We start from the raw sequence: 17,767 nt of genomic DNA, 5'->3' as shown, positions 1-17,767 counted from the left end.
CTCTTACATACGGTAGGACCCTTTTCGGTTTCACTTATTTAACGGAGACCAATTCGAACTGTGCATACACATCCTTCAGCCCTGCTTGAATGGCTTGACCAGCCTTCCCACGATAATGATTTTGCACACGATCAATCAATTCTTCGATACCATCTTTCAGGCAATAACCGCGCAGCAGTTGTCGGATGAATTCCCTGCCATGCTCTGTAGCAAGCGTACAGGAAGCCTCGACTATTACTCCATATTTAAAGTCAAGCTCCACCGTGATCGTGATTGAATCATATATATTTCTCGCTGCCATCCCTTGAGGAAGTTTTGCATGCCCTGCAATAAAGTATGTGTTCATCATCTGATCTGATCTCCTCTATCTATAGTTAATGTACGGAAACTTGCTCGAAGGGCCATGCAGGCAATTGCTTGCGAAGCTCTTTATCTTGTCTATAGCCAAGTGCGTATTCACCCTGCATTACAGTATGAATCTCACGGGTTCCTTCGTAAATGACCGGAGCTTTTGAATTCCGCAGAAAACGTTCGACCGGATATTCATCCGAGTAGCCATAGGCACCATGAATTTGAACAGCATCATTGGCCGCCTCATTAGCAGCATTACATGATATCCACTTGGCAAGTGATGTTTCCTTCGTATTCCTTTTTCCTTGATTTTTCAAGGTGCCCGCTTTAAAGACCAGCAATCTGGAAATCTCTAAATTTGCTGTCATCTTGGCAATCATCTGTTGAACGAGCTGATGCCTGCCAATCTCTTTTCCGAATGTGCTTCGTTCATGGCAATACTTCAAGCTTGCTTCCAGGCTTGCTTCTATTAACCCTACAGCACCTGCGGCCACTGTAAACCGGCCGCTGTCCAATGCCGACATGGAAATTTTAAAGCCCTCACCTTCTTCACCAAGCCTATTCTCCACCGGAACTTTTACATCCGTTAAAAAGATCTCGCCTGTATTCCCGGCACGAATTCCTAATTTTCCTTTAATGGCTTTCGACTCCACTCCCTCGAAAGTCCGTTCCACGATAAAGGCAGTGATTCCCCTTGAACCGGCATCATGATCCGTCTTGGCGAAAATGAGAAAATGATCTGCATAATCACAGAGCGAAATCCATGTTTTGGACCCGTTTAAGATATAATGGTCCCCAACACGTTTTGCCGTTGATTTCATTGCCGCTACATCAGACCCTGCATTCGGTTCAGTAAGCCCAAAAGCACCAATCTTGATTCCTTTTGCCTGGGGTACTAAATATTTCTGTTTTTGTTCTTCCGTCCCCCATTGAAGCAGGGTCATGCTATTCAACCCTGTATGTACAGAAACTGCAGTTCGGTAAGCCGTATCTCCTCGCTCCAGCTCTTCACAAACGATGGCTAGGGTATTATAATCCATTCCGACCCCTCCATACTCTTCGGGTATACACACGCCCATCAACTGCAATTCAGCTAACCTTTTTAAAATATGCGGCTGGAATTGACCTTGCCTATCCCACTCTTGAATATATGGAATAATTTCCTTATCCACAAATTTCCTTACCACTTTCTTCACACTTTGCTGCTCTTCTGTTAATTCGAAATTCATCATTAAAATTCCTCCTAAATAATTTTATTTTCCTTGAATTTGCTTATTTGATCTGGACTATATCCTATTTCAGCCAAAATGGAATCGGTATGCTCACCATAGAGCGGCGGATGCTTTCTCATTGTAACCGGTGTTTTTGAAAGGTTCAGGGGAGACCCCGTCACTTTAAGATCTTCGATTGTGGGATGTTCCATGCTCACCAGCATGCCTCTTGCGATGATTTGCGGATCCTCGAACATCTCTGCTATATCATTAATCGGACCATTCGGTATCCCTGCATCATCAAACAGCCTTTTCCATTCCTTCTTTGTCTTACCTCTCAACGAATCCTCTATTATCGGTATTAATTCTTCCTTGTTTTGCAAACGTTTTTCATTATGTTTAAACTGTTCCTCTTCCGCTAAATCAGGTCTGCCTATAACGGTTGAAAATCTCCTGAACTGATCATCATTTCCCACAGCCACGACAAGCTCTCCATCCCTTGTCCCGAACGTCTGGTATGGAACGATATTTGGATGTTGGTTCCCCATTCTTTCAGGGGTCAAGCCACTGAATAAATAGTTGCTGGCGACATTCACCAATGAAGAAACCTGACAATCCATCAATGAAATATCAATTTCCTGGCCTTCCCCCAATTTATCCCTATGATGTAAAGCGGATAAAATGCCAATGCATGTATACAAGCCAGTCAATATGTCAGCTATGGCCACTCCGACCTTAACGGGACTCCCATTTTTCTCTCCGGTGATGCTCATCAAACCACTCATCGCTTGAATGATATAATCATAGCCTGGCAGATCTTTATAAGGACCGGTTAAACCAAATCCTGTAATCGAAGCCATGATCAGTTTGGGGTTGATTTCCTTTAAATCCTCATAACCCAACCCCAGTTTTCCCAATGTGCCTGTCTTGAAATTTTGAATCACTATATTCCCTGAAGCCACCAACTTCCGGAAAATCTCTTTTCCTTCCTCAGATTTTAAATTCAAGGTCATGCTTTGCTTATTTCGATTTGCACATAAATAGTAAGCGCTTTCTCCTTCGGCGAATGGCGGCCCCCACCCTCTCGTTTCATCCCCTGATTCATGATGCTCGATTTTAATGACATCGGCACCCAAATCGCCGAGAATCATTGAACAAAACGGCCCCGCCAAAACACGGGATACATCGATAATCCTGACTCCCTCCAAAGCTCCATTCATATCATCACCCCTTTCAAACTGTCGTGGATACACAAAAAAGAGCCAGTAAAACCAACAATGTCATTACATTGAATGTTTCACTGACCCTTATCCACGAACTGTCTTCCTGCAAAGGAAGATCAAGTGAACCAAGTCAATTTTTATGGATTCCAGTTTTTTATGTCAAGCCGGCCATGCAACAAGGTAACTTGTTGTCATCGGTTTGGTAAATTAAGTATAGTTGCATTTTTTGAATTTTGCAATAATTTTGTTTGAGTGTTTTATTACATCTGTTCCGTATACTTTCCGTATGCCTCAGGACTCCCCCCATCCAAAGTAATCGGAATTGCCTTTATTCGTTTGGCATGTGATGATTGAATAGGTATAACTGTCAATATATGAATTTTACATATTATCAATCGTCGCACGGCAGAAAAGGAAAGGTTAAAAAGGGGATGGCGCTATGGACAATAAAAAAATGGAAATAATCGAAGCGATCAAGAAATACCACACAATCATCATTCATCGTCATGTAAATCCGGACCCGGATGCATTGGGATCACAACTCGGTTTAAAGAAGTTATTGAAACATTCCTGCCCTTCTAAAGAAGTCTATGCGGTAGGCGAGGAAGTGGATAAGCTTCTATTCATAGGTGATATGGATGTCATTTCCGATAACAAATACAAAGATGCCTTAGTGATTGTTTGTGATACTGCCAACATTTCACGGATCAGTGATTCCCGATATGATCATGGAGACATGCTGATCAAAATTGACCACCACCCCGAATACGAACAATTCGGTGACATTTCTTGGGTCGACCCTTCTTATAGCTCTGCAAGTGAAATGCTTGTTGATTTATTCTTGGAATTTCCAGAAGGCTTCATCATGAATAAAGAAGCGGCTAAATCTTTTTATGCAGGAATACTTAGTGATACAGGGAATTTCACGAATGGGAATACAACTCCCAGGACATTAAAAATGGTTTCGCATTTAAGAGCCTATAATATTCAGCCAGAAAGAATCCATAACAGCCTTAATGTTAAGCCGAAAAACGCTTCCCGACTTCAAAAAGACATTCTCATGAGCTTCAAGGTAACCGATAAAGGGGTAGCTTACTTCATTATTACGGACGAGATTTTAAATATGTATGGGGTGGATCGGCTCGAAGCTTCGAATTTAGTCAATACGCTATCAAGTGTCAGGGACAATAAAATCTGGGCTTTCTTCATCGAATACCCTTCTGAAATCCGTGTCAGGATCCGTTCACGGAATATTCCCATCGCATCAGTCGCACGTCAATTCAATGGTGGAGGACATTCACTGGCTTCAGGCGCTACCATCCATTCCTGGGAAGAGGTTGATCATGTTATCCAAGCATTGGATCAAGTCTGTCCATAAAAGGGGGGGGCATGACCTGAGGTGTTTATATCAGGATTATTTCCCCGCTTAATTAAAATGGATTAATCCCTCCTTTTAAAAAAAGCGCCAAAGCCAGATGGCTGAGGCGCTTGCTTGTTATTTGGACACTTCTTCAAGAATTGATAAATCGATCATGCCTTTTATATCACTGCTAGGGATATAACCAGCTTCCTTGCTTATGTCGGCCATTTCTTGAATGACTTGCTCATTAACTTCAGTTGTCACTTCAAGGCGTGAAAATGCTGAAGCCACTTCTTCTTTGCTTAATTCTTTTCCAGTCAGTTCCTTCAAATGCTTAATAACCAGTTCTTGGCTTTCTTCAGGGTTTTCCTGTATGAACTTCACCGCTTTTTCATGCGCTTTCAAATAGGAAGCAGCGAGCCCCTTTTTATCCAAGAACTTCTGGCTTGCAGCCACTACCGTGTTAGGTGAATCTTTTCCCCATGCAAATTGATCCCAGTCAAGCACCAGCTTTCCTTTTGCCTGGTTTTCCAATACATACCCCCATGGTTCCTGGGTCGCTGCTGCATCGACAGACTTTTGAACAAAAAGGGCGGTTGTGTCAGCAGGTGCTGCCGCATACAGTTCAACTGTGCCCCCATTTGTAGTCGGTTTTAAATCTACATCTTGAAGGGCCTTCCTAAGCATGACATCCTGTGTGCTTCCAATGACGGGAATCGCTACCTTTTTACCGGCCAAATCTTTTAAATCCGTAACCTTGCTGCCTTCGCTAGCCACAAGTACGGCACCTCCATTAACAGCCCCTGAGATCAGGTGGTATTCAGGGTTTTTCACGTAAAAGTTAAGCAATGGACCAGGCCCGACCGTTCCGACATCAATGGCGTTTGTGGCCATTGCTTCCATGAATAATCCTCCATTGGCCACTGTTTTGGTTTCAATCTTGACATCTTTACCGAACTCTTCTTCGAAAAAGCCTTTTTCAAGTGCAATGATCGTTGCACTGTGGGTTAGGTTAGGAAAATAACCAATTTTCACGGATTTCCCCCCGGACCCTTTCCCTTCTTCTTCATTACTGCTGGATTGAGTGCATCCGCTTACTATTCCGATTAACAAAACAGACAGAATAAGGGCAAAGAATGATTTTTTCAGCATATTTTTCTCTCCTTTATAACTATTATTTTATTAAACTACCGTTACTTCACTCCCCATTTCAGTTGAACATTACGTTCAAGACGGGAGAAGACAACATTATCCACGATTGTTCCGATGATTGCGATGATGATCATCACGGAGATGACCAAATCCATTTGTCCAAGTGATCTGCCCATTTCCAGCAATTGGCCAAGACCGCCTCCCCCGCCAAGTAATTCACCTGCCATCAATGCACGCCAGGAAAAGGCCCATGCAATTCGGAGACCGGATATTATTTGCGGGACGGATGCTGGTAAAATCACGGTACGAAGAAAATGAAATCCGGTCGATCCATATGTTTTGGCAACCCGCTGATACAACTGGGGTACATTCCGGAAGCCACTTGTTGCATTAACCGTCATCGTCCAAGTTGCTCCGATGGTGACGATGAAAAGGATCGAAAAATCATTCAATCCAAACCAAATGATCGCTAAAGGGAACCACACGATACTCGGAATGGACTGTAAAGCCGTCACGACGAATCCTAAAGTGTCTTCTACCAATTTAAAGCGCCAAATGAAATATCCTAATATCAGACCTACTATAATGGCAATCATAAAGCCGATCAGGATACGGCCAAGGCTTTTTCCGATGGCTTCGGTTATTTGTCCGCTCATCAGTCCCTTAAACAGAGTTTCCAAAACCTGAGTCAGGCTTGGGAACATGAAATCCGGAAGACTGGAAAGTCTAGATGTGACTTCCCATATCCCCGCTATCATCGCGATGAATATGATTCGTCTTAAAGCTGTAATCATTCCCCATTTCCTCCTTCAGCACTTTTTCAATTTCCTCCTGCAAAATCGATAGAACCCTTTGTTCTGTATGCAAAGTTACACTATCCGGCATAACTCCATCTTTCATGGAAGGAACGGAAATCGTCTCTTTGATTTTCCCGGGACGGGTAGCAAAGACGATAATTTTTTCGGAAAGCTGAACAGCCTCGCGAATATTATGGGTAACGAAAAAAATCGTCACTTTAGTTTTTCTCCAGATTTCGAGAAGCTCTTTATGCAAAACCATCCTCGTTTGCTCATCAAGTGCGGAGAATGGCTCATCCATCAACAGGATATCCGGTTCCATCACCAACGCTCTTGCGATGGCTACCCTCTGTTTCATTCCTCCTGAGAGTTGATGAGGATAAGAGTCAACATATCGGCTGAGGTGAACCATCTTTAAAATGTCCAATGCCTTGGCTTTTGCCTCTTCTTTGGGCATTTTCTTTATCTTCAATCCGTATGTAACATTTTCAAGTACTGTCAGCCAAGGAAATAAACCCGCCTCCTGAAACACGACAACCCGTTCCGGACCTGGCTTCACCACTTTTTTCCCAGCTACACGTATTTCACCCACATCTGCTTTATCAAGGCCGGCAATCAGATAAAGAAGCGTGGATTTACCACATCCTGAAGGGCCGACGATCGAAACGAAGCTTCCTTTCTCGACCTCTATGTTTATCTTATCGAGCACCTTTATGCTTTCTTTCTTTTCATTCTTAAAACTTTTTTCAATGCCATCTATTGTTAAATACATAAAGTCACCCCACTTTTATATCGCATCGATTTACTAAACATTATTTCTTAATAATGATTAATCCAATGGTTTTTGTCAACTATAAAAATGCAAAAATTCTAATTTATCGGTATTTTTCTATTCAACTGTCAATGTATTGATGAATATTCCAAACCTACATAAAAATACATATCTATAAATACCATTTAGCAAATAAAAAAACCCGAGCCCCTTTTAAGGGTTCAGGCTGAATATAACCATAATTTTCAACTTCAGTTAACCGCGGTCACAGCACTCTTTCAATTACCTTAAAAAATCCTGCTTCCATACAATTTATCCTTCATCTTTTGTGTCCTTGCATGCAGAGGCTTTTTCAAAATGACACCTAAGATGAACGTGATTATTAAAAAGAGAATCAAGATAAAAATGTCCCTGCCAGCTACACTCCAGGTTATTCCCCCAACAGATTCACGAAGCAAACCCACAGCATAGGTGAATGGCAAGAAAGGGTTAATATGCTGAAAAAAAGGCGGTGTGACTTGAATGGGGAAGGTGCCTCCTGAACTTGATATTTGAAGGACCATCAAGACGACGCTTATCCCTTTTCCAATATTTCCAAGAACGGAAACGAAGGTGTAAACAATGAGTGTAAATACCGTACTTATCAGAACGGAAAACAGGATGTACTCAAATTTATCCGCTACATAAACACCGATAAGGAAGATGTTCCCAATAGAAACACTAAGGGCCTGCATCACCCCAATGATGAAAAATATTAGATACCGCCCGATATAAATTTGATACGGGCTGTAGACCTTTTGAGAAACACCCACGCTAAGCATGGAAATCAATATTGTACCGCCGACCCAAAGGGAAAGTGCCGTAAAGAAAGGAGACATGGCGGATCCATAGTTCGGAATCGGAAAGAGACTGTGTTTATTGAGCAGAACTGGTTCTGAAAAAAATTCACTTTCTTGTTCAATATCATTCCTTAGGAAATCGATCACTTCTTCCATATTATAAGACTTATCAATTTCCCTCATTTTAGAAGCCAGAGCCTTTATTTTCGTTTCGATTTCCGGAAACTTATTCTGTAACTTATCAATATCCGCTGTACGTGTTTCCAATGTTCGATTGGTCTCATTCAACAGCTTCCTCACCTCAGGAAGAACCTTGGTTCCCTCTTCCAGCGTAAGCTGGACATTATTCAATATTGCTTCTGTCTCATTCCAGATTTCATTGAATTTTGGCCCCGTTTCCTTTGAATAGCTCTCCTGGAAGCTTGCCAAGACTTGATCATCGTTCCTGCCAAGTTCGATAAGATTGCCGTATGCTCGGTCATTCAGCGCTTGAAGTTGGTTCGAAGCATTATCCCTAAGTTCATCAACCAGCTGTATTTCTGGCTGAAGCACGTTTTTCTCATTAAATTGATTGACTCTCACCAATAAATTATACATACTGTCCAAAAGGTACAACTCTTTATTTATCCTCGTTACACCTTGTTCCACTAGCTGACCCGACTCATTGTCAGGTAAATCCTGACCCGTTAACCGGTTAGCCAGCACTAAAATGGATTCATTATCGCTCCTTATGTTCTCGATATCATTTTTCAAGAGGGGATTGATTCCTTCGAATGCCTGCCTTGTTGAATCTACATAACTAGAAACGTCCGATACCAATTTGTCCTTCTGTGATGTTATTCCTTCTATCGAATTCAGGCCATCATTGACCCTCTTAATGATATCTTCAGCCTTTTTGACATGTGTTTGAACGGTTTTGATATTTTGTTCAAGCTCAGGCAATTCAGCCTCTAATAAATAAACCATATTCTTCATTTTTTGAATCGTCGGCAACTCGTTTTGCAAGGTGATTCCCAGTTCATTAAAAATTGCAAGGATACTCCCACTGGCTGATTTGATAAAGGTTTTGCTCACATTGTCCACAATGCTGTTGGCACCCGCTGCCGTAATTTTAGGAGCAATGGAATTGATTTTTTCATTAACATAGTAATCAATCCCCGCCTTCTTAGGGTCATCGGTCATGATCGTCGCAATATGTTCGGAAAAGTTCTCCGGAATGATGATGGATGCATAATAATCACCCTTTTCCACCTTTTCTATCGCTTCTTTTTCCGATGTGAACCTCCAGCCCAGATCCTTATTATCCTTTAACCCTTCCATTACTTCCTTGCCTATGTTCACGGCTTTGCCATTTAACTCCGCACCTTTATCATTATTGGCAACACCGACAAGAATTCCTTCCGTGTTTGCATACGGGTCCCATGATGCAACAATATTAAACCACGCATAAATGGAAGGGATGAACATGAGAAAGACGACTACGATACAAACAAAGAAATTTTTATAAATGCTTTTTAAATCGTCAATGAAAATTCCCTGAATATTTCTCAAAACATACCCCCGTGCAAATGTATTTTGATACTATTATTCGTAGAAATTTCTTAATCGATACTAAGTAAACATATCCATGGATTCATCAAATAAAAAAGAAGCAAGTATTGAGCGGCTTGCTTCTGATATTTCACTAATATGAATGCCTGGTTTATTGAATGTTGTTTCATAATTCATTTTTTTATGTATCGCACCAATCGTTTAAATCTATTAATTCAAGAGGGGTTCCCAAATCAAAGACGGTTTCTTGTCTGTTTCCTTTACAGAATAAATGGCAAGGTGTAAGAACATACTATCTCAAACGAACTGTCGGGAGTTTTGTAAGGGAGAAATCGTCATGTCGGAATCTGTTGAAATCATCTTTCGAACCTTTACCTCTTTTATTTTATTATGGGTATTTGTCCAACTTCTCGGTAAACAGACAATTGCCCAGAAGACCTATCACCTTTATATCGCTTCCATTACGATGGGGACAATTGCAGGAAATCTAGCATTCAATATTAAAATTAAATTCCTGTATTTCATCATTTCCATAATTATTATGGGTACCGTCGTTTTCATGCTCAATCTTCTAGCGGTTCGAAATCCGCGTTTCGGGAAATGGATTGCCGGAGAACCTGCCACTTTAATTCAAAAAGGAAGAATTCTTGAGGAGTCAATGGAACGGATAGGGTATTCACTGGATTCTCTTAAACAGGCTTTGCGGGGAAAAGATATCTTCAACATAGATGAAGTTGAATGTGCCATTTTAGAGATAAATGGTTCACTCTCTGTATTAAAAAAAGAACAATACCAAAATGCCACCAAGCAGGATTTACCAATACTGCCCCCAGCAGGTTCTGTACCGATTGAACTGGTCTATAACGGAAAAATCTTATATGATAACCTAACCACACACACCTACAATGAAGGATGGTTGATGGCTGAACTCAAAAAAAGGAACCTTGTTGTTTTTGATATCTCGTATGCTGTCGTAGGGACAAAAGGAAATTTATATATTGATTTGATTAAGGATCAATCAAGGGAATGATCTTAATCACTATCACTATTAAAATAAATTTGGGTATGGATAAAAAAAGTGTTTTTTCCTGAAGGAAAAAACACTTTTTCACCGTACTATGGATTTAACCCTTTTCAATCACGTTTATCAATTCCCTTAAATAATCCGGCAGATCAGGCGGACGCCTGCTTGACACAAGGTTTCCATCTACGACGACGGGCTCATCTATCCAAGTTGCCCCTGCGTTTTCCATATCATCTTTAATGCCAGGTGTACTCGTTACATTCTTCCCCTGTAAAATTTTCGCGGATATCAACACCCAACCAGCGTGACAAATTTGCCCAATGGGTTTTTTATTTTCTTCCATGCTTTGGAGGAGCGATAACACTTCAGGAAACCGGCGAATTTTGTCGGGTGCCCAACCGCCCGGTACAAGAATGGCATCATATTCTCTAGCGTTAATACTGCCATACTCATAATCAGAAATGGCTGGTACACCATATTTTCCAATGTATGTTTCATTCGCCTTTTCACCAGCGAGGTGAACGATCGCCCCTTCTTCTTTTAAACGTAAAATCGGATACCAAAGCTCTAAATCTTCAAAATCATGGTGCACAAGACTGATTATTTTCTTTCCTGCTAATCTCATGAAAATCTCTCCTTCTTTCGTACTTTCCGCTTTACCATTCTTCCCTATTACTTCCCTTTTTCTACTGCCTGTACACATTACATTCATTAACACATGCATCAATATCCGGTCTAAAAATCAACCTTTACCAAGTATAACCCAGCTGCCTCCGCCATACGGCCCGTTTGGATTCTTTCTTTTGACTCTATAATACTTGGTATATTTTCAGCATCTATTTCATTTAACCCTACTTCTATCAACGTCCCGACAATCTTCCTAACCATATTATAAAGAAATCCATCGCCTCGCACCGTAATTTCGATGAAGCCGGCATTCTCTTCTATATCAATGGTATATATTTCACGCACCATGGATTTTTTCTTGGATTTTGCATTTGAAAAAGCAGTGAAATCATGTTCACCTATAAAATGTTGACATGCTTTTTTCATTCTAGTGATATCCAGCTTTTCCTCTACATGCATACTGTACTTTCGCATGAAAGGATTTGTATATGGCTCGTTCCAGATCTTATACAAATAGGTTTTATCCTTAGCATTATAACGTGCATGAAAACGTTCAGGGACTAACGTAACCTCGACAATGCTGATATCTCTTGGTAAATATCTATTCAAATAATCCATGATTTCAACTTCAGTCAGATTTTCACCGATCTTAAAATTGGCGATTTGAGCAAGGGCGTGTACACCGGCATCCGTTCTGCTGCATCCGATGATCTCGATTTTTCCCCCTGCCATTTCCGTTAATACATTTTCTATTTTCCCTTGGATCGTATCATCACTATTACCAAGTCGCTGCCAGCCTTTATAGCGCCCGCCATCATATTGAATGGTCAATTTATAATTGTTCATTGCTTCCTCCTTATTTCATCTAAACAGAAAATTCTCAATAAAATACAAGCCCCCATACAACTCCTGCTGTATGAGGGAACAGATGGTCTTCTTAGAAAAACTTTTATATTGTTAAGGTTTTGTACCATATTTCGTTCGGGAGCACCCCACCGCTTACAAAGACCATGAATTATGTAAAGGTGACAGCATCTTATCTATCATTCGATAGTCAATCCTAGCTGAAATGCACTTCTGCATAGTGTACCAAAGTGGCTAGCGTCATGCAACGAACGATTCACCTTCACATACAGTTTCTGTGCCACTTTGTGCAATGCATAAAAACACACAGGAATGATTATTTGGATATGCTGTGACATCAAGGATTTGAGCCTTTGTTAGTTGATGACCTGTAAGGGCCCTAAATATTAAGGACAGACCTCTATCTTAATTATAAAAAAATGTAATACTTGAAAGTTGATATTCTAGAAAAAAGTCACTTAGATGACAATAAATGGATTATCCAATACAATGTAATAAGGATATTAGCAAGATGATAAATCAAGAAGGAGCTCAGATAGACATAGTGTCACTGGGGTCATCTGTTTTCCCATTTACTCTAGGAGGTACATTTTGAAAGAATCTAAATCGAAAAAAGGATGGGTAGGTTTGGGGGCAATCGGGTTATTTTTCCTTGGAAAAATGAAATGGTTGTTTGCGCTATTGAAATTAGCAAAAGTAGGTTCCCTGATTTCTATTTTCGTTTCATTAGGAGCGTATGCCTTGGTTTACGGTTGGAAATTTGCCGTAGCCCTAGTCTATCTAATTTATATCCATGAAATGGGGCATTTACTTGCTGCAAAGAGAAAAGGCATCAAAACATCCAATGCCATTTTCATCCCTTTTGTCGGAGCATTAATTGCCCTTAAGGAAGAACCCAAGAATGCTAACCAAGAAGCTTATCTTGCCTTCGGAGGTCCTTTATTAGGTACATTAGCATTTCTACCAGCCATCCCCTTATTTATGATGACGGAAAATCCATTTTGGCTTTTAGTTATTACACTTGGAGCCATGATTAACCTATTTAATCTAATGCCTGTGCACCCTCTTGATGGAGGACGTATAGTGGGAGTCATCTCCACAAAGCTTTGGGTAGTAGGGATTATCGGGATGGTTGTATATTTATTTCTCCATCCAAATCCATTCTTAATTCTTTTCTTATTATTGGGCATTTCTAAGTGGTGGAAAGAAATTCGTAGCGAGACAACCAGAAATCAAAGAGACATCATCATAGAATTGAATCAATTTGGATTAAGGCAACTAGAACAATATGCAGCAGCTGCAACAGATGAAGAAAAAATTCGCCTGGTTAATATTTGGAATATGGAATCGAGCCAACAATATGAAAAGTTTAACAACATGAAGAGTTGGCATATCCCGCTATTTGATGATAATAAACTAAAAGAAAAACAGCTGACCGAGGTGAAATTAAATATGTATAGATCCTTAATGGATGCTGCTAATTCGAATGAATACCAGAACGGACCGACCGATTTTGAAAATATAGGCACATATGAACGAATAGCAGCAACCTTTTTTAAAGAAGTGCAAGAACAAACTGAAATTAGGGATAAAGAGAAATCCTATTACTCATCGAGTCTCAAAACAAAAGTCATCTGGTTCTCATTATACATTGGGCTTGCCATTTTCTTAATGATAACAAGCTTATATGCAGGTGATTTAATGGAACAATATAAAACTTTATTACCGTAATACATTATGAAAAAGGGACCTCAATTTATGAAGGTCCCCTTTGACTGTCCATTTTTAGGCTTGTAAAACATTAATGTTAATTATGTATAAATAAAAGGGACTACTTCTTGCACATAACCCTGTCAAGTAGACAATAAAAAAAGAGTATTTTTTAAGCTGCGGCCTTTTCTCGATATTCAATTGGGGAAAGGCCGTTGAATTTCTCTTGAAAGCGAGCCGTATTGTAAAACTCTATATACTCTTGAATAGCTAGATAAGCTTGCTCTGCTGTTTTTGGACATTTTAAATATAACTTTTCTGTTTTTAAATGTGAGAAGAAGCTTTCTATACACGCGTTGTCGTGACAATTGCCTCGACGAGAGTGTCTTCCTCGAATGCCGAGTTCCTTCACCTGATTTTCATATGATTTCGTCGTATATTGGAATCCTTGATCTGAGTGCAGGAGAGCCCCCTTGCTAAACGGCTTGTCCCTTAGCTGGTTTAGCGTATTATGAATCAATTCAAGATCATTTCGTGTAGAAACTTCCCATGCAACAATTTCATTATTATACAAATCTAAAACGGCGGAAAGGTAGGCAAACGTGTCTCCAATCCGTACATAGGTTATATCTGTTACTAACTTATGAAACCTCATCTCTGCGTAGAATTCACGATTTAAGACATTATGAAATACAACTGACCTTCTTCGACCGTAGAAAGGGCGTTTCTTCCGAATGACTGATTGGACCCCCAACTCTCTCATTAATCGACGAACACGCTTGTGGTTTACAACGATTCCTTCTCTGGACAAAGCTCCAGTCATCCGTTTATATCCGTAGTAGGGGTGTAGCTTATGGATGGCTAAAATATGTTCCTTTATCCATAAATTTTTCTCAAGTCGCAAAGAACGAGCAGAATGTGTCTTCCGCCATTTGTAGTATCCAGCCTTTGAAACTTCAGCGATTTTTAATAGCCACGAAAGTGGGTACGTTTTCCTCAAACCATCGATTATTTGAAACCTTTCGGCTTTCAGGACCATTCCTTCCCATGTAGATTTGGATTGCGCTTTTTTAAATAATCCACCTGAGCTTTTAGATAGGTATTTTCCTCTTCGACACTAGAAAAATTCTTACGGTTCCATACACCACGTTGATCTTCAAAAGACTCGTTATTCTGCACTTTCTTCACCCAACTGGCTATCTGTGCATCACTTTTAATACCAAAACGCTCACGAATCTGGCGATATGACCAACCTTCCTCCACTTTCAGACGAACCACTTCTCTCTTTAATTCTTCTGTATACGCTTGAAACGTTTGCCCCTTCTTTGCCATACAAAAAATCCCCTCCAGATTGACAGTTAAGAACATTTTATCATGTTCTCTTTTTTCTCTGTCTACCTGAAGGGGATAATACCATCTTGTACTCTCTTTTATTAAACCTATAGTACTAAAGCTCCTGTTAATCGAAGAAAGACCATCAGTATTATCAAAAACTTAAACACCAAATATCTCAGTTCCTAAAATCAAATATACAAAAGGAAATATTAATAAAACCGAAATTACAATGATAGCACTAAGCATCCAAATCTATGCCCATAACATTGAAGGTTCTGTTAATACCATCTTATATAGCAAGAAATTGGTCTCGATTAAATTGCTTCAAGTTTGGCTGGATAAAAACATCGTAATTATGGTCTGCTGTATCTAAATTACTGCCATGAACAAATCGTTGGATGAGCAGGTCATAATACTTATCTACGCAATCGTTCTCTGGAGCCGCTTGACCAATAATCTCTTTCCTCTTTATCTAGTATATGTTGTTCATTAAAACCTCTCTTCAGAAGTATGTTCAGTCCAGTGTATTTCTTTTGTCAAGCAATCGATATCTCTTAAAAGTCGAGCACGAACTTTGAACTTGATTTTCTCTTTGTTTATTCATCAATCTTTCTAAGACAACTCCTCTTTCTCTGGGTCTTGTCTTATTGGATATCAGTTTAATTTCTCACTCAAAAATTCAGCCAGAGAGATTCTCCAAGGAGGCTTCTTTTTCTTGTTTTAGTTTATAGTCGAGTCTCCATTTTCTTAGAGTACATTAATTTATTAACATTTTATCCAATTCACGAACTTTATCATATGACTCCAATAGGTGTTCCGGTATTAATGTTCTCCCATAATCCCAAGCATTAGTTTCTATTTCAGATTTCAGCTTTTCTTTTTCTTCTTCGTGACCATACATTAAAATCCTTAAATCATGTTTGTTTTTCTTAAAATCTAAATAATAACCAATCATACGATAAAGAATAATTTTAACAAAGTCTTCCTCTGTCTCTTTAATTCTAATTTTCCCTTTATAACCGTTAACTTGAAGGTAATTGAATTTTATAGTATTGGTCGATACGTTATAACTCATAGGTGCACTTAGGTTATTGTCAAATTCATAAATAATATCCAAATTGTGCTCATTTAATGTGTTATTAATTATCTTTCCGATATCGCTTATATAAAGCATTTAACAATCACTTCCCTTTTAAAGACTTACCAAATTATAGTAGTAGATTAAATACTTCATACTTCATACTTCATCCTTTATCAATATAATAAACTGTTGAGGTATTAAAATCATCCGTTAAAAACAAAGGGAATATTTACTATATAATACTGAAGTGGAGGGTAAGGGTTGTAATTCTTCTTTATATTGTTCTACCATCATTTTAAGTGAAGTCATTGTATTATACTTTTCAAGCCAAGAAACATCGTTTGCTGATATTTTGCATAGTCTTCATGCGTCATGTTCAGGGCTTCCAGGAAGTATTCCCGTGCATGGTATTTAGTAGTGAGTAATCCAACACATTATAGTAAACTGGATTTTACCGAAGAATATGATTATGTACCTTTTAAAGAAAAGCCAAAAATACGGTCTTATTTTTAACATCCATCGTTAGCTGAATAAGCGAAAGGCTTTACCTACAGTTCATTGAAATATTAATCATTACAAATAATTGACCTGTATTAGGTTTAAATGTTGCTCTATCCGCCACCAATTCAGTAAATAATACATAATGAACTATATCTTTAAAAACAAAAAAAGGCCCAAATCCTTGTTATATCAAGGATTTGAGCCTTTGGCAGTTGATGACCTGTGAGGGATTCGAACCCACGACCCCTTCCCTGTCAATTTTGTTTCATAAATACAAACTGGTTTAACTCCATTAAATGAGTGTAAAAAAGGTTGAATTCTCAGGGTTTTGTAAGGTCTTTATATAAGCACAGGAAATTAAATAAAGCTCAATAAAATAATTATGTTAGCAAATGTGTGAGCAGGTGGTCTGCTAAAATTATCATTGTGACTAATCGTTTATTTTTCTTCCACTGACCAGTTAGAAACAAGAGTAACATTACAGTTAAGTTTTTTTACCGGAATGGGTTCACGTTTAAGATAATAAAAAATAACACTTGTTCTGCCTTTTCTTGTGTACTTAGCTTTTATCAACTGTTTCGAATTTATTGAAGATGGTAGTTCCAATGTCTTCTTCCATATTTTTGTCATATGAAAACTGGACTGACTTTGAAGTACTTAAAATTGGGTTCAGCTTTACACCAAAATCAATCCGTGAAGATTACCCTAAGGAGGCTGTTATTATGAATGATTCCAAAAAGCCCAGGTTGATGAATAACAGACAAGCAGCCGGTTACTTTCTTCTTGCTGCCAAAAATGCAAAGCTATCCAGAGGATTAACGGAAGAGTTATTAAAGGAAATGTATTATTGCTTTGATGGGTTCACAGAGGAAGAAGGAGAAGAAATAGGGTTTAAATGGTATAACTCACTGTTCACCGAATTTGAGAAGACACTTAATGATTCTAGGAAAGAGATAGTTCAAGAAGAGAAGCATAAAAAAGACGAGCAATTCGGAACTTTCGGGAAGTTGGCTCGGGAACATTTCGAACAAAAAGAAAAAGACTCAACTATCCGAATTTATAAACAAGCATTCCTAGAAACACCACCTGAAAATTTGAAAGTAGTGTTAGAAATTCTTTTTGTGAACTATCCTCTCAGTGAAGAGGATTTGAACAACATTCTGAAAGAACACAACATTGATGAGAAAATTTTGGATAGAGTTAGAAAGAAAAAATAAATGCCGCTTATAGTACTAACAAAAATACTCTTGAGGTGGATTGTTTTAAAAAGAAGTTGAAGCTCCCTCGAGAAGTTGGAACCTTATAAAACAAGAAAATGACGTGTACATTTCTCACGTCTTTTATAAATGTCCTTTTGCTATTTTGCATA

Annotated in this window: 15 protein-coding genes; 4 read left to right on the top strand and 11 right to left on the bottom strand. The window is 39.1% G+C overall.

Annotated features, from left to right (window positions below):
* Positions 1-34: 34 nt before the first annotated feature.
* From AC0VX1_RS06725 to AC0VX1_RS06715, 3 genes are read right to left on the bottom strand one after another with little or no spacing between them, the layout of a single operon-like run.
* Positions 35-346 (bottom strand): DUF3870 domain-containing protein, encoded by a 312-nt coding sequence (locus AC0VX1_RS06725; RefSeq protein ID WP_095679647.1) that lies wholly within the window; start codon positions 344-346, stop codon positions 35-37.
* 28 nt (positions 347-374) lie between these two features.
* Complete coding sequence (locus tag AC0VX1_RS06720) at positions 375-1,580, bottom strand: acyl-CoA dehydrogenase family protein (RefSeq protein ID WP_054400504.1); 1,206 nt, start codon at positions 1,578-1,580, stop codon at positions 375-377.
* A 14-nt stretch (positions 1,581-1,594) separates the two neighbouring features.
* On the bottom strand, positions 1,595-2,782 hold the full coding sequence (locus AC0VX1_RS06715) for a CaiB/BaiF CoA transferase family protein (RefSeq protein WP_475470488.1): 1,188 nt from the start codon (positions 2,780-2,782) through the stop codon (positions 1,595-1,597).
* Between the two features lie 442 nt (positions 2,783-3,224).
* Here AC0VX1_RS06715 and AC0VX1_RS06710 point away from each other — a divergent pair, with 442 nt between their 5' ends.
* Positions 3,225-4,163 (top strand): DHH family phosphoesterase, encoded by a 939-nt coding sequence (locus AC0VX1_RS06710; protein ID WP_475470486.1) that lies wholly within the window; start codon positions 3,225-3,227, stop codon positions 4,161-4,163.
* A 117-nt stretch (positions 4,164-4,280) separates the two neighbouring features.
* Here the strand turns inward: AC0VX1_RS06710 and AC0VX1_RS06705 are convergent, their stop codons facing one another.
* From AC0VX1_RS06705 to AC0VX1_RS06690, 4 genes are all read right to left on the bottom strand, one after another.
* On the bottom strand, positions 4,281-5,297 hold the full coding sequence (locus AC0VX1_RS06705; RefSeq protein WP_475470484.1) for an aliphatic sulfonate ABC transporter substrate-binding protein: 1,017 nt from the start codon (positions 5,295-5,297) through the stop codon (positions 4,281-4,283).
* 41 nt (positions 5,298-5,338) lie between these two features.
* Positions 5,339-6,091 (bottom strand): ABC transporter permease, encoded by a 753-nt coding sequence (locus AC0VX1_RS06700; protein ID WP_034314377.1) that lies wholly within the window; start codon positions 6,089-6,091, stop codon positions 5,339-5,341.
* Positions 6,024-6,866: an ABC transporter ATP-binding protein gene (locus tag AC0VX1_RS06695; protein WP_057278916.1), complete on the bottom strand. Its 843-nt coding sequence runs from the start codon at positions 6,864-6,866 to the stop codon at positions 6,024-6,026. Before AC0VX1_RS06695 ends, AC0VX1_RS06700 begins: the two co-directional genes overlap by 68 nt.
* A gap of 287 nt (positions 6,867-7,153) precedes the next feature.
* Entirely contained in the window at positions 7,154-9,256 is a 2,103-nt protein-coding gene (locus AC0VX1_RS06690) for a YhgE/Pip family protein (protein WP_475470481.1), read from the bottom strand.
* A 337-nt stretch (positions 9,257-9,593) separates the two neighbouring features.
* Between AC0VX1_RS06690 and AC0VX1_RS06685 the strand changes: the two genes are divergently transcribed.
* Complete coding sequence (locus AC0VX1_RS06685) at positions 9,594-10,286, top strand: DUF421 domain-containing protein (RefSeq protein WP_475470479.1); 693 nt, start codon at positions 9,594-9,596, stop codon at positions 10,284-10,286.
* 94 nt (positions 10,287-10,380) lie between these two features.
* On the opposite strand, the gene AC0VX1_RS06680 is transcribed toward AC0VX1_RS06685, so the two are convergent.
* Positions 10,381-10,905: a type 1 glutamine amidotransferase domain-containing protein gene (locus AC0VX1_RS06680; protein WP_054397137.1), complete on the bottom strand. Its 525-nt coding sequence runs from the start codon at positions 10,903-10,905 to the stop codon at positions 10,381-10,383.
* Positions 10,906-11,015: 110 nt separating this feature from the next.
* Positions 11,016-11,753 carry a tRNA pseudouridine(38-40) synthase TruA gene (gene truA / locus AC0VX1_RS06675; RefSeq protein ID WP_187050640.1) on the bottom strand — a complete coding sequence of 246 codons (738 nt, stop codon included), beginning with the start codon at positions 11,751-11,753 and terminating at the stop codon, positions 11,016-11,018.
* 609 nt (positions 11,754-12,362) lie between these two features.
* On the opposite strand from truA, the gene AC0VX1_RS06670 reads away from it, so the two are divergent.
* A complete protein-coding gene (locus AC0VX1_RS06670) occupies positions 12,363-13,502 on the top strand; it encodes a site-2 protease family protein (RefSeq protein ID WP_413009460.1) in 1,140 nt (379 codons plus the stop codon).
* Positions 13,503-13,653: 151 nt separating this feature from the next.
* Here AC0VX1_RS06670 and AC0VX1_RS06665 read toward each other — a convergent pair.
* Positions 13,654-14,813 (bottom strand): IS3 family transposase gene (locus AC0VX1_RS06665; RefSeq protein ID WP_475470476.1). Its coding sequence is split into 2 segments (ribosomal slippage): positions 13,654-14,555 and positions 14,555-14,813, totalling 1,161 coding nucleotides; the frame shifts between segments, so codons are not numbered across the junction.
* A 760-nt stretch (positions 14,814-15,573) separates the two neighbouring features.
* Positions 15,574-15,990 carry a hypothetical protein gene (locus tag AC0VX1_RS06660; RefSeq protein ID WP_098864093.1) on the bottom strand — a complete coding sequence of 139 codons (417 nt, stop codon included), beginning with the start codon at positions 15,988-15,990 and terminating at the stop codon, positions 15,574-15,576.
* Between the two features lie 1,013 nt (positions 15,991-17,003).
* Here AC0VX1_RS06660 and AC0VX1_RS06655 point away from each other — a divergent pair.
* The gene (locus tag AC0VX1_RS06655) at positions 17,004-17,615 is read left to right on the top strand and encodes a hypothetical protein (RefSeq protein WP_475470474.1); all 612 of its coding nucleotides are present in this window, start codon (positions 17,004-17,006) and stop codon (positions 17,613-17,615) included.
* Positions 17,616-17,767 lie beyond the last annotated feature (152 nt).

This window comes from Peribacillus sp. QJM3NY_7 (assembly GCF_056173225.1).
This window is presented reverse-complemented; position numbering and strand designations above follow the sequence as displayed.